Source organism: Vibrio sp. V43_P6S15P86 (genome assembly GCF_009904725.1).
In the GTDB taxonomy this organism is placed as follows: domain Bacteria; phylum Pseudomonadota; class Gammaproteobacteria; order Enterobacterales; family Vibrionaceae; genus Vibrio; species Vibrio diabolicus.
The window spans coordinates 1-12,444 of record NZ_WXWT01000384.1 but is presented as its reverse complement, the minus strand read 5'-3'; the positions used below and the strand labels follow the sequence as shown (position 1 = coordinate 12,444).

10 protein-coding genes and 1 pseudogene are annotated in these 12,444 nt (G+C 44.4%); 5 read left to right on the top strand and 6 right to left on the bottom strand.

Annotated features, from left to right (window positions below; all coding sequences use genetic code 11):
* Positions 1-51: 51 nt before the first annotated feature.
* The 5 genes from dinG (at position 52) to xthA (ending at position 4,534) form a co-directional block, all read left to right on the top strand.
* Complete coding sequence (gene dinG / locus CAG69_RS17435; protein WP_161445381.1) at positions 52-2,127, top strand: ATP-dependent DNA helicase DinG; 2,076 nt, start codon at positions 52-54, stop codon at positions 2,125-2,127.
* A 14-nt stretch (positions 2,128-2,141) separates the two neighbouring features.
* Complete coding sequence (locus CAG69_RS17430; protein ID WP_005390688.1) at positions 2,142-2,927, top strand: sulfite exporter TauE/SafE family protein; 786 nt, start codon at positions 2,142-2,144, stop codon at positions 2,925-2,927.
* Positions 2,924-3,469: a primosomal replication protein gene (locus tag CAG69_RS17425; protein ID WP_012841995.1), complete on the top strand. Its 546-nt coding sequence runs from the start codon at positions 2,924-2,926 to the stop codon at positions 3,467-3,469. The genes CAG69_RS17430 and CAG69_RS17425 overlap by 4 nt, the downstream gene beginning before the upstream one ends.
* Positions 3,469-3,633, top strand: a complete 165-nt coding sequence (gene rsmS, locus CAG69_RS17420; protein WP_085343556.1) for a pleiotropic regulatory protein RsmS — start codon at positions 3,469-3,471, stop codon at positions 3,631-3,633. The genes CAG69_RS17425 and rsmS overlap by 1 nt, the downstream gene beginning before the upstream one ends.
* A gap of 94 nt (positions 3,634-3,727) precedes the next feature.
* Complete coding sequence (gene xthA, locus CAG69_RS17415; protein WP_048626179.1) at positions 3,728-4,534, top strand: exodeoxyribonuclease III; 807 nt, start codon at positions 3,728-3,730, stop codon at positions 4,532-4,534.
* 97 nt (positions 4,535-4,631) lie between these two features.
* Here xthA and CAG69_RS17410 read toward each other — a convergent pair whose 3' ends face one another.
* The 6 genes and pseudogenes from CAG69_RS17410 to CAG69_RS17385 form a co-directional block, all read right to left on the bottom strand.
* A complete protein-coding gene (locus CAG69_RS17410) occupies positions 4,632-7,352 on the bottom strand; it encodes an ImpA family metalloprotease (protein ID WP_161445379.1) in 2,721 nt (906 codons plus the stop codon).
* A 155-nt stretch (positions 7,353-7,507) separates the two neighbouring features.
* A pseudogene (locus CAG69_RS17405) lies at positions 7,508-8,184 on the bottom strand (ABC transporter permease).
* Positions 8,185-8,187: 3 nt separating this feature from the next.
* A complete protein-coding gene (locus tag CAG69_RS17400; RefSeq protein ID WP_161445377.1) occupies positions 8,188-8,928 on the bottom strand; it encodes an ABC transporter permease in 741 nt (246 codons plus the stop codon).
* Positions 8,929-9,009: 81 nt separating this feature from the next.
* Positions 9,010-9,780 (bottom strand): ABC transporter substrate-binding protein, encoded by a 771-nt coding sequence (locus CAG69_RS17395; RefSeq protein WP_012841998.1) that lies wholly within the window; start codon positions 9,778-9,780, stop codon positions 9,010-9,012.
* An 82-nt stretch (positions 9,781-9,862) separates the two neighbouring features.
* A complete protein-coding gene (locus CAG69_RS17390) occupies positions 9,863-10,633 on the bottom strand; it encodes an ABC transporter ATP-binding protein (protein ID WP_005378438.1) in 771 nt (256 codons plus the stop codon).
* 264 nt (positions 10,634-10,897) lie between these two features.
* Positions 10,898-12,373, bottom strand: a complete 1,476-nt coding sequence (locus CAG69_RS17385) for a 54K polar flagellar sheath protein A (RefSeq protein ID WP_161445375.1) — start codon at positions 12,371-12,373, stop codon at positions 10,898-10,900.
* Between the last annotated feature and the right edge of the window lie 71 nt (positions 12,374-12,444).

The following is a 12,444-nucleotide window of genomic DNA, read 5'->3' as shown; positions in this document are numbered from 1 at the left end:
TACAACTAGTGATGTGTGCTACTATTCGCCTCCAACGCATTTGAGGCCCGTATGCTGACCAGTAACATTCAAAAATCGATTCGTAATAGCTATCAAAACCTGCAAGATCAACTTGATAACTTTGTACCTAGAAGAGCACAAAACTACCTTGTTGCAGAGATTGCAAAAACGCTGTGCGGTCAGTACCACAAATCTAACCGAATACTGGTTGCAGAAGCAGGGACTGGAATTGGTAAGTCGCTCTCCTATCTAATGGCTGCCATCCCCGTGGCTGTACATAACAATAGAAAAGTGGTTATCTCAACGGCGACCGTAGCTCTGCAAGAGCAGCTCATAAATAAAGACCTCCCTCTTTTCCGTCGGATTACCGACCGAGAGTTTTCTTTTATTTTGGCAAAAGGCCGTCAACGCTATTGTTGTGCAGAAAAACTTGCTTCAGCTTGTGGTGCTGATGGTGGTCAGTTAACCATGTTCGAAACCAAGCCTAAGCAAAAAGATATAGAGCTGTTGGAAACAATGCATCGCTCTCTTGCGCAAGGTAAATGGGACGGTGACCGTGATTCTTGGCCTAAAACCATCGATGATAAGCTTTGGCAACTGATTGTTAGTGATAAACACAGTTGCAATAACAGCTTACCCGGCCATCGCGGCTGTCCATTTCAAAAAGCGCGCTCGGAGCTGGATAAGAATGATGTCATCATTGCGAACCACTCTCTCGTCATGGCAGACGCAGACTTGGGGGGCGGAGTAATCTTACCTGAGCCAGAAAACACGATATACGTCTTTGACGAGGCACATCACTTACCTCACGTCGCCCGCGATCATGCTTCAGCATCTGCGAGCTTAAAAGGTGCGGCAGCATGGCTTGAGAAGTTAAATCAGTCGATTAGCAAGTTTTCATCGCTCGCAGACGAGAAGCGCGTAGCTCGATTTCGCAACGACCTTCAAGACGCGGTTCAGAACTTGATACCAGCACTGACTCAACTGCCCAAACAGTTCGATCCAGCTCAATTTGAAGAAGGCATCTACCGCTTTGAGCACGGTGAACTACCAGAATGGCTAGAGAACCAATCCAAAGAGTTAAAGCAGTTCAGTAAAAAAGCAAATCAAAGTGTGGCAAAAATTGCCGACCTTATTGCGGAAAGAGTAAAAGATGGGGAGCTTGCGACAAGATTGGCTGAACCAGCGCTTGCAGAACTCGGCTTCTACATTCAAAGGTTAGAAAACCTAGCGCAAGTCTGGCACTTGATGGCTGAGCCAACTCGTGAAAAAGGTGCGCCTTTAGCTCGCTGGTTAGAAACCCACCCCGATCGCGAGGGTGATTTCATTGTGAGTGTTTCTCCGCTTGAAATTGGATGGCAACTCGACCAACAAATTTGGAGCAGGTGCATTGGCGCCATTTTAGTTTCCGCAACGATGCGTGCATTAAACTCCTTCCATTACTTTTGCCATCAGGTTGGTATTGATGGAAAACCAGAATCAGGCACACAGTTTTTAGCACTTGCGTCACCATTCGATTACCAAAACCAGGCAGAATTGCTCATCCCTGCGATGAAATATGAACCACCAGCGCCTCAATTTACTGAATATCTTATTGAGATATTGCCTAAGTACTTGGAAGACAAGAAAGCCAACTTAGTATTATTCTCATCCTATTGGCAGATGAACCAAGTTGCGAAGGCGCTGTCTTCGGAGTTCATAAAAAAAGGCTGGGCGTTGCAAGTTCAAGGTGAAAGCTCACGTCAAGAAATTCTAAAAAAACATAAAAAGCTAATAGAATCAAATAAAACTAGCATCTTATTTGGTACTGGCAGTTTCTCTGAGGGGCTAGATTTACCTGGCGAATTACTTGAAAACTTGGTGATTACAAAAATTCCATTTGGTGTTCCAACCTCCCCTGTCGAACAGGCTCACTCCGAGTATATCGAGAAAAAAGGAGGGAACCCGTTTATGCAAATAACTGTACCTGACGCAAGCAAAAAGCTGATCCAGAGCGTAGGTCGCTTACTGCGTAAAGAGAGAGATTCTGGTAGAGTAACGATTCTTGATCGACGCCTAGTCACTAAGCGATACGGACAAGCCTTAATCGACTCACTACCTCCATTTAAACGTAAAATAGAATATTAGAAGAATCACCATTTATGGAAATGATTGAGCCAACTATGCTGTTGGTGTTGGCGCTTGTCGCTTTTGTCGCTGGATTTATTGATGCAGTTGCCGGTGGTGGTGGCATGCTAACCGTACCTGCTCTACTATCGTTGGGCTTGCCGCCCCATATTGCACTAGGCACCAATAAACTTGCGGCTACCTTTGCCTCTTCTACTGCGGCATTTACGTACTACAAGAAACGTTTATTCAAGCCTCAATGCTGGGGAAGAGCATTTGTTGCGACGCTTGTCGGAGCAACATTAGGTACCCTACTTGTGGACGCGATTAGCACGGATTGGCTAGAAAAAGGGTTACCTCTTGTTATTTTAGCGGCGGCGTTATACACCGTCTTCCATAAAACACCGCACTCTCCTCATCAAAGTCCAATTCCCGAGCCTTGCCCAAAACTTCATAGAAAACAGTACATGCAAGGATTATCCATAGGGTTCTATGACGGGCTCGCAGGGCCTGGAACTGGGGCTTTTTGGACGGTAAGTTCAATGGCTCTGTATCGGCTGAATATCTTGCTCGCCTCTGGCTTAGCAAAAGCAATGAACTTTACCAGCAACTTTACCTCTTTGATTACGTTTGCAGTCCTCGGTCATATCAACTGGGTGCTAGGCTTAACAATGGGGGTATGTTTAATGGCTGGCGCTTTTGTTGGCGCGCATTCCGCCATTCGGTTTGGTTCTAAATTCATTCGCCCTGTATTTGTTACTGTCGTCAGTATACTGGCCATAAAATTGGCTTATGACGCATGGTTTGTAGGTTTGTCATGAACATTTCTCAACTCCAGGAAAACCTAGAACAAATGGCGAAGCAAGCCGCTGTTCTTGACCGTCAAAGAGGCGAACACCATGTTCCGCTTTTTGATGAGCGCTTATTTGGTTGTCGCTCTCGCTTACTTACTCCTTGCGTAAAAGAAGCAAAAGCCACGCTGGATGCGATTGTGCGTGAGCAAAATGAAGGTAAGCTCACCGCTTTGCGTGCTGAGTACCTCACTGAACGGTTAGTAGCGCAAATAGGTGCGATTCAACGCGAGATTTCTACCACCAAAATTCGCAAGAATGAGATCAAACATAGCAGCCATTTCCGCAAGCCTATTAACGTGCTTTATCAGGAACTCGCTCAACACCAAGAGTGGGCAAGACGCTTGCGCGAAATGGTGTTAGAAAAAGAACGTGCTGTCGAAACCGCTCCTAGTTTTATGCGTGCCGAGGCTCAGAAAGTGTTACTAGCGACCGAGCAACGTTTGGCACGTTGTGAGGCAGCGCTTCTGAAACTAGAGAACCAAATTACACATAGGGAAAAACACCAATAATGGCCGAACAACCAACCTCGCCTTTAGATGACGCACCTGAAGAGATCAAATTGGCTGTCGATTTGATCTATTTACTTGAGAGCAATGAGATAGATCCAGAAGTTGCGCTTAACGCTTTGAAGATCGTGCAAAGCGACTTAGAAAACAAATTAAAAACAAAGTAGCCCAACGTTTCGCTCCTTTCACCGAGACTCGTTTTCAGTGCTCTTGCACAATGATACTATTCATAAAAAAGTACGCCCTCAAAAAGGATAAACAATGAAAGTAATCAGCTTTAACATCAATGGACTACGTGCGCGACTGCACCAACTCCAAGCGCTAATCGACAAACACCAACCAGATGTGATTGGCCTTCAGGAAATTAAAGTTCACGATGAAGCATTCCCGATTGAAGCTGTCGAAGCCATGGGCTACAAAGTGTATTTCCATGGTCAAAAAGCGCACTACGGTGTCGCAATGCTTTGTAAGCAAGAACCTCTACACGTACAAAAAGGGTTCCCGACGGATAACGAAGAGCACCAAAAGCGCATGATCATGGCAACGTTTTTAAATGAAAACGGCGAAAAGGTCACGGTGCTAAACGGCTACTTCCCTCAAGGGGATAACATCAGTCACGAAACCAAATTCCCATACAAACGTCAGTTTTATAAAGATCTGATGACCTACCTAAACGATCATCACAATAGTGACGAGCAATTGATTGTTATGGGTGACATCAACATTAGCCCTATTGATGCAGATATCGGTATCGGCGAACCAAACCGTAAGCGTTGGCTAAAAACAGGTAAATGTTCATTCCAACCGGAAGAGCGCGAATGGCTGAAAACCTTGCTAGATTGGGGCTTTGAGGACACCTTCCGCAAGCTATATCCAGAAGTGAACGATCAATTCTCGTGGTTTGATTATCGCTCTCGCGGATTTGATGATAACCGAGGTCTACGAATTGATGTCATTTTGGCGACCCCTTCTCTCGCGCAAAAATGTATTGAGTCGGGTATCGATTATGAATTGCGCGGTATTGAAAAACCTTCAGACCACGCTCCAATTTGGTCGACGTTCAAGTAATACATAACTGAGCAATAAGCGGGACTCAACGCTAAGCTTACCCCATGAAAAAGTGAGACTCTGTCTCCCTTTTTCATGCAAGTTACTTTCTACTCAGCTAGTTCAGCGGCCAAACCGTTTGACCATCAACACTGACTGGCGTTTGAGCAAATTCGTTAAGACAGTAGCCGGTATTGCTGCTTGCAAAGTAAGTGAGCGGCATCGGTGGTAGATTCAGCGCCACAACCTGCTGTTTCGCTTTTTCTGTGAACGAGAAGCCCCACATATCTAAATAGCTCGTCATGTCTCGCTGAGAGATGTAGCTCAGAGCAATAAGCAACCAGTCGTTGTTTGAGATGCTATTTGCCTCTTCACGAGAGTAGTTGGCGAAACCAATACTCAATCGTCTCTCATTCCAAAGCGCATCATCCGATTTTAAGCGGTTAAACTCACGTTCAATCAGGTGCAATCGCGCCAATAAATGCCAACCATTTTGCAGTACACCTTCATGCTGCGTCGCCATCATCATTTGAATGTAAACGCGAGCTCCCCAACTCCAACCAGTTTGATTTTGCGCTGCCATGTAAGCGTTTGGATCCGCTTGAGTTCGGCTTGCTTGCAATAATTCAAACTGGCCTTTGAAATCCAAACTTTGGCAAGTTGAAACTTTCCCCGTATTCTGGAAGAAACGAGACTTACTGTAATACGAGTAGTAATTGGTCGTTGAATGCCCTTCCCAACCAGCAAATCGGAATCGACCTTTTTCCAAGCCATGACCAAGCTCATGTAAATCACCGTGACCGAGTGGGCTGAATGACCAGTAAGCATCGTATGGGTTACCAGAACAGCCGTAACCACACGTCGCTTGGTCAGCGTTCATATGCTTCATCATATCAATATTGGCGATTTCCCAACCTTGATTTTTGGCATACTGGATAATTTCCGGAACCTCATCGATACCCGGCCCTTGGAAACCAGCCAAGACATGTGGGTAGTTATGAACATACTCTTCTGTCGCCAGCGCCATTTCAGCTGGTGTCGACCACATCTCATCGTTGACAGATTCAAGCATTTTGTCGCGTTTAGAGTGTACCTCAAATCCAGGCGTGATCAGTTCAGCCCAATCGAACAAATTCGCTTCAAGCTGCTGAATAAACGCATCGTTATCCTTTTCACTTCTCCATACAGGGTGTTGCGCTACATGGCTAAATGTTAGATCCACTGGTACATCATTATTGTTAAAGTGAACCTGGATAGGCCCGCCATAAGGTGAAGTCAGCGTGATGCTTTCACCCGGCTTCACCTCATAGGCGAAAGAAGTCAGCATTTTTGGTCGCGTGTATCCATCTTTGCTGAATTCATGAGTTGCGCCACTTCTTAAACTGTTGATGACAATTTTAGTCGTCACTTTATTACTGTCATTGCGCGTGACCGTAAAGGTCTCCCCAGGAAGCGCATACACACCAGCAGAGCGGAAGTTACGCTTTGATTCCATATTAATCGTTGCGCTGATTCTCTTTACTTCAGGGCTAAACTCACTACGGCTGAAGTTCCCCATATTTGGTTGTTTTGGGTTCACGCTTCGGCTGTTGTATTGTACGTAATCGGCAAAGTACGACTTTAGGAATTCGGTCGTTTGAGTTGATTGTTTGTCCATTGGGAACACAACCGTTTGACGATAGTGATCAGCCAGCAATACCATGAGTTTTTCGTATTGGTAGCCATCTTGATTAAACAAATCTACTTTTTGTTCATCAAGCTTTTTCAACCGATGGCGAATGCTGTTTGCCCCTGCATAAAATTGACTTTCCATATTCGCAGTGTCAGGACAAGATTTGTCATCACACTGTGACAAGTCAACATTGAAGTTTTGAGATTCAAAACGAGACAACAACGCTTGTTGCGTAGCAACAGAGTCTGGCACGAAGTTCATGAGTGATGAAGGCGCCCAATCAACCAAGCCTAACTTACGCCAATAGTTATCTCCCACATAATCAACATGGAATTTTTCCAAAATGTCTCGGCCAAGTTCAGTTAGTCCTCCATCCCAATGTAGATATAGAACAGGAATTTGGGCTTGCTCAGCGTATGCCAGAGCATCGAGTATTTGTTGGTTGGTGTCGCCAGATTGCAGATGCTGTGACAAGATCAATAAGTTTGGAGTATTGGTTTGCAAGCAGCTAAGTAGCTTTGAACCATCGCATAGGTTGGCCTCGTTAAACGCCAACTCTTGTGAAACATTGTCTTTCAGCCAATTCCGAGTCGCTTGCTCATCAGGGAAGTAATAAGACTGATCCATTTGCGCGATGACAACGTTTGAAGTAGCTCCGCCTGACAACCAAGTGACCAGGTTGCTTAGCCATTGAGTCATCGCTGCATTCGAAGACTCGGGAAAGCGTTGTGCCGTTCTAAATGGGTTACTACCTAATAGCGCATAACGTTGACCATTAGCGTTTTCTCCAGCAACGCCAATTGACAACGCCTGATCTTTATAACCGCTAGCCATGGCCTTGTTGGTCATCAAGATTGTGTCGTTGAACCCATACTGAGGTGCCAAGATCGCTGCATCATGGGTTGGATCCCAATAAAGGCCAGAAAGGTTTTTCGCAATTGCAGATTTGATCGTATTCGACTGTTTCTTGTGCCCTTCCACAACTTGCCGACTTTCTCGAATGAAATCGTTTGGGTCAGAAACGAGCAGTGCATTACCAGTTTCCAGAGCTTGTTGAACTGGAGCTGGTGTTGGTTTTACTTGAGCATTAGATTGTGACTCTCCCTCTCCCCCACCACATCCAGTGGCAACGGCGGCAAGGCCCAACGATAGAATTGTTTTTTTCATTTTTACTTACTAAACAATGGGTTTATCAAATGTTAATGTAAGTACATGAATAAAAAGAAATAGTCTTTTTTATTGGTAGGAAAAATAGGAATGAAGATAACAAAATCATCAAAAAGCAATGGTACCCATTTCGATACCATTGCTGACATTAATTATTAACTTAAAGGACGTAGGTATGCCAAGAAGCGCTTCTCTGCCACTTAAAGCACCACAAGATCATAAACGTCAGTGCCATGTAGAACAGCCCCGCCGTAAGGAAAGATTCAAATGGCGCATAGTAACGTGAGTTAACTAAACGCGCAGCGCCAGTTAGATCCATAATGGTAACGATACCCGCGACCGCACTACCGTGCAGCATGAAAATCACTTCGTTTGAATAAGCTGGTAATGCTCGACGCAGTGCACTAGGCAAGATAATACGTCTGTATGTCATAAACTTACTCATCCCATACGCTTTGGCAGCTTCTACTTCACCTTTGGGCAAACCATTAATCGCACCACGAATAATTTCTGCTGTATAAGCCGACGTATTAAGAATAAAAGCGACTAAAGCACAAAACCAGGCGTTTTCCCACAAGGTATCTTTCACAGGAAAGAACTGATCCATACCGTAGTAAATCAAATACAACTGGACCAGCAACGGTGTTCCACGGAAAAAGTAAATGAATCCCCAAGAAGGTAAGCTAAAGGCATAATTCGTACTATTACGTGCCACAGCTAATGGAATCGAGACACACAAACCGATAACCAACGCTAATCCTACCAGCCAAACTGTTGTCCAAAGTCCCTGAAGATAAGTTGGGAAGCTTTCAATAATCAAAGAAAAATCCATAACTTACCTCGCATGAATACTGAACTTACGCTCAACAAGCTTGAGTAGCCCGGTCGAAACGCTGGTAAAAAACAGAAAGATGAGCGCGACAGCCATGTAAAAGGTAAACGGCATTTTCGTCGTACCTGCCGCCAACGAGCTCATTCTCACCATGTCATCCAGGCCGATGATGGAAACTAACGCAGTGGTCTTGAGTAACACTAACCAGTTATTACCAAATCCAGGTAATGCATGACGAATCATCTGAGGCAGTAAGATTCTTCTAAACGATAAGGCTGAGCTCATACCATAAGCTTTCGCCGCTTCTAGTTCACCTTTGTCCACCGCCATGATCGCTCCGCGAAAAGTCTCCGCCATGTAGGCACCAAAGATAAAACCAATCGTGAGTACACCTGCAATAAATGGGCTGACATCAATATAGTCGGGTAAGTAAGACGTCCATTCATGGTTTGGATCACTCGAAGCAAACCACTCATTGAGCGTTTCGTTAATGGAGTACAGGCTATTGTTTAAAATTATTTGTCCACCAAAGAAAATCAGCATCATCAGAACCAAATCTGGAATGCCGCGAATGACGGTGGTGTAAAGAGTGGCAATCGCCCTTGCCCATTTGTAAGGTGCTAACTTAGCTAATGCGCCAAGCATACCTAAGATCACGGCAAGAAGGAGTGAAAGCACTGCAACTTCTATCGTTACTAAAGCCCCTTTTAAAATCGAAGCTTCGTATCCTTGTAAATCTAGCATAGGTGAGTTCCTAATCCCTAAACTCAAAAAATCGACCGTTGACTACTTCTAGGAACAAGCCAACGGTCGCTTAATTACGGTTTATTCACCGTACACATCGTAGTTAAAGTATTTACCAGCAATTTCTTGATAAACACCTTTCTCACGTAGTGAAATTATCGCCGCGTCCAATTTCTTCGTTAGATCTTTATCTTGTTTACGCACGGCAATACCAAAACCTTCACCGAACCACTTAGGATCGGTCAATGACGGACCAACAAACTCGTACGCGTCGCCGCCCGCTTTATTAAGCACACCTTCTTCTAGAGCAGAGGCGTCGCCCAATACAGCGGCAACACGACCATTGGCTAAATCTAGGTAAGCCTCATCAAAAGAACCGTAACGAACAATCTCTACTTTATCGCCATAGTTATCTGTCAGATATTTGTCGTGTGTTGTTGCACGTTGAACGGCGATTTTCTTGCCATCTAGGTTGTCAAAATCCAGATTCGCACCCTTCTTGGCAATAAATTTGTTTGGAATCAGTGCGTATTTGCCAGTGAAATCGACTTTCTTCTTACGCTCTTCAGTAATAGACATCGCAGCGATGATTGCGTCGTACTTACGCGCTAGTAGAGAAGGAATGATGCCATCCCAATCTTGCGCGACAATCTTACATTTCACTTGCATTTCTTCACAAAGCGCGTTGGCCATGTCTACGTCGAAGCCTTTCAGAGAACCATCCGTTTCTGTCCAGCTAAACGGAGGGTAAGCACCCTCAATGCCGAAGCGAACTGTTTTCCATTCTTTCGCTTGAGCGACACCAGATACTGCCGTTGCAGCGATCGTTGCTGCTAATAACCACTTTTTCATTTCCATACTCCTGTGATTGCTATTTTATTTCGTTTTGTTTGTTGTGCTGGCTTAGGAGGCAATAGTCTGCCGCCTAAAAATATTAGTAAATGGATGAGATAAACTGCTGTAATCGTTCTGAATCCGGGTTTGTAAATAGCTTAGCTGGATTTCCCTGTTCTTCCACTAAGCCTTGATGCAAGAACATCACATGGTTTGATACGTCTCGCGCAAACGCCATTTCGTGCGTGACCACCAGCATGGTTCGTCCTTCATCTGCCAAATCTCTCATTACCCCTAATACTTCCCCAACAAGTTCTGGGTCAAGCGCCGAGGTTGGCTCGTCAAACAACATCACTTCAGGGTCAACTGCTAGCGCACGGGCAATAGCGGCACGTTGCTGCTGACCGCCAGATAAGTGTCCAGGATAATAGTCTTTACGCTCATATAGGCCTACTTTCTTAAGCAAGACTTCTGCGTTTTCAATCGCTTGGGCTTTTGGTACGCCTAGAACATGAACAGGGGCTTCAATCACGTTTTCTAGTACTGTCAGGTGTGACCATAAGTTGAAACCTTGGAACACCATCGCTAGACGTGAGCGAATACGTTGCACTTGCTTTTCATTAGCAGGAACGGACTCCCCTGCTCGGTTGTTCTTCATTTGGATTAATTCACCATTCACCCAAATTTCGCCTGCGGTAGGCGTTTCTAGCAAGTTGATACATCTAAGAAAGGTACTCTTACCAGAACCGGAAGAGCCAATGATGGAGATGACATCTCCTTTGTGCGCGGCAAGAGAAATTCCCTTGAGAACTTCATTTTGTCCAAATGTTTTGTGCAGGTCTTTTATATCTAGCGCTGGTACATCATTCATGCGCTCTACTCCCTGTGTTTTTGTCACTGCAATTAAGGGACTCCGCCCTCTCTAATTCGGAACAAATTAGCACCACACCCTGAAACTTGCAACAAATTATTAACCTAAATAATTCGAATAGAAAGATACGATAGCCAAATTAATATGCAATATATAGCAACTTATTCTTCAAAAGCTGAATATTAAATATAAAAAAGCCCCTTTAGAAGGGGCTTAATAAATTTACAAAAGTGTTAATTGAAACTTATTTAGGGTCGCAATGAATTAGTTAAAACGACTGACTACCAATGAGTTTGAAGTACGTAATGTCACTTCATTTTCTAGGCCTTCTTTTTCAGAAGTAATGACGCCATCCAAGTCTTCATCTAGCTCAGGCTCTGACGCTTCACCATTAGAAAAGAAGCTCATGAAAACTTTAGAGTCGATATTGCTATCGTCACTCAATACCAAAGCAGTGCGATTAAAATCGTCCGAAGCTGAAACTTTCAAACCGTTAACGGCTGATGTTGGGAAATTGTAGTAATGGAGCTCAGGAACAACAACAGAGTCACTGTCACTCTTTGTGAAAATACGATGTGTGACTTTATAGTCGCCTGAAGCCGCAAAGTAAGCGACACGAGTAAAGCCTTCTGTAGACGATGTTAAACCCATGTCCAGATCAATCACCGAGTCTGCACTTCCTTGTGTTGATACACTTGGTTTTGTGTTTGGCAGGTTATCAATATTTAAGTAAGAGCTTGGATCAACGTCAATATCCCATCCATCAGAGACCGTTTCGTTAAGTAGAGAGTCCCATCCATTAACTTGATTCTCTGAGAACGCCATGTAGACCCAAGTTTCTTTATTCGTTGCACTAGGGCGATTATATTCAACGGCCGTTTTATCTAGCTTCAGCGCATCATACGCAAAGCCGTTAGTAATAAAGCCAATGTGGAGAGTGTCGTAAGTATAATCAGAAGACGAATAAATGTTTGACGTATTATCCGCTCTGACTAAGGCGATCTCACCAGTCCCCCACGAACCAATACCATACTGGTAAAGCGCTTTGTCGCTTGAACCAGATTCATACTGGAACAACGCCGTAGGCTCACCTTTAAGCCCCATAAGCTCATCGGTAGGCAACATATCAGGGTTAGGTGACGTGAAAACATCGGTTTGCGAGACAAAGTTGTAGTCTCCACCACCTGATTCAGCATTTCGGTAATCTAGGTTAGTAAACTTATTGCTTGCTAAGTTACCGCCAGTAAAGCACTTGTTCAAAGAGTCTCGGTTAAGGGCAAACGTGGCATTACGTAGTTTCTTATCTTGTAAGAATTCTTTTGAAAACGTATTTACGCGAGCTTCTCTACCGTTAAATTCTATTGCTTGAAACGTTACAAAGCCGCCGTCAGGAATATCTTCAAGATAAAACTTAAAGTTATCAGTGGTTGGTTTGATGATGTCTCCGGCTCTTTTGCCATCTGCATCAGAGTAGTAACCGATAACATAGTTAGTCACTTGCTCTTTTGACGCTGCGCTATAGGTTAAAACCGTTTTATCACCGTTCAGCTCGGTTTTGTGGTCATACACCGTACAACCTTTTGCAGTAGCTTCACTTTCAGTCATTGTTGCTGGTATAGCAAAATCAAAAGTAAACGCTGTTTTCGGCGCAGCACCACCGCCGCCACCGCCACCGCCGCCACAACCGACCATTAACCCTGAGATGATTGCCACTAGTGGCAGTACTTTAAGCTGTTTCATGTCTTTTTCCTAAACTGAGCGGCAATGATTAGCCAAAAAATCGTCTTTGCCCTGTAGAAAGCAAGAATAAA

Bases quoted from the DNA above. Each gene is read 5' to 3' on its own strand.
- dinG (WP_161445381.1), top strand. From the start codon at position 52: ATGCTGACCAGTAACATTCAAAAATCGATTCGTAATAGCTATCAAAAC.
- CAG69_RS17430 (WP_005390688.1), top strand. From the start codon at position 2,142: ATGGAAATGATTGAGCCAACTATGCTGTTGGTGTTGGCGCTTGTCGCT.
- CAG69_RS17425 (WP_012841995.1), top strand. From the start codon at position 2,924: ATGAACATTTCTCAACTCCAGGAAAACCTAGAACAAATGGCGAAGCAA.
- rsmS (WP_085343556.1), top strand. From the start codon at position 3,469: ATGGCCGAACAACCAACCTCGCCTTTAGATGACGCACCTGAAGAGATC.
- xthA (WP_048626179.1), top strand. From the start codon at position 3,728: ATGAAAGTAATCAGCTTTAACATCAATGGACTACGTGCGCGACTGCAC.
- CAG69_RS17410 (WP_161445379.1), bottom strand. From the start codon at position 7,352: ATGAAAAAAACAATTCTATCGTTGGGCCTTGCCGCCGTTGCCACTGGA.
- CAG69_RS17400 (WP_161445377.1), bottom strand. From the start codon at position 8,928: ATGCTAGATTTACAAGGATACGAAGCTTCGATTTTAAAAGGGGCTTTA.
- CAG69_RS17395 (WP_012841998.1), bottom strand. From the start codon at position 9,780: ATGAAAAAGTGGTTATTAGCAGCAACGATCGCTGCAACGGCAGTATCT.
- CAG69_RS17390 (WP_005378438.1), bottom strand. From the start codon at position 10,633: ATGAATGATGTACCAGCGCTAGATATAAAAGACCTGCACAAAACATTT.
- CAG69_RS17385 (WP_161445375.1), bottom strand. From the start codon at position 12,373: ATGAAACAGCTTAAAGTACTGCCACTAGTGGCAATCATCTCAGGGTTA.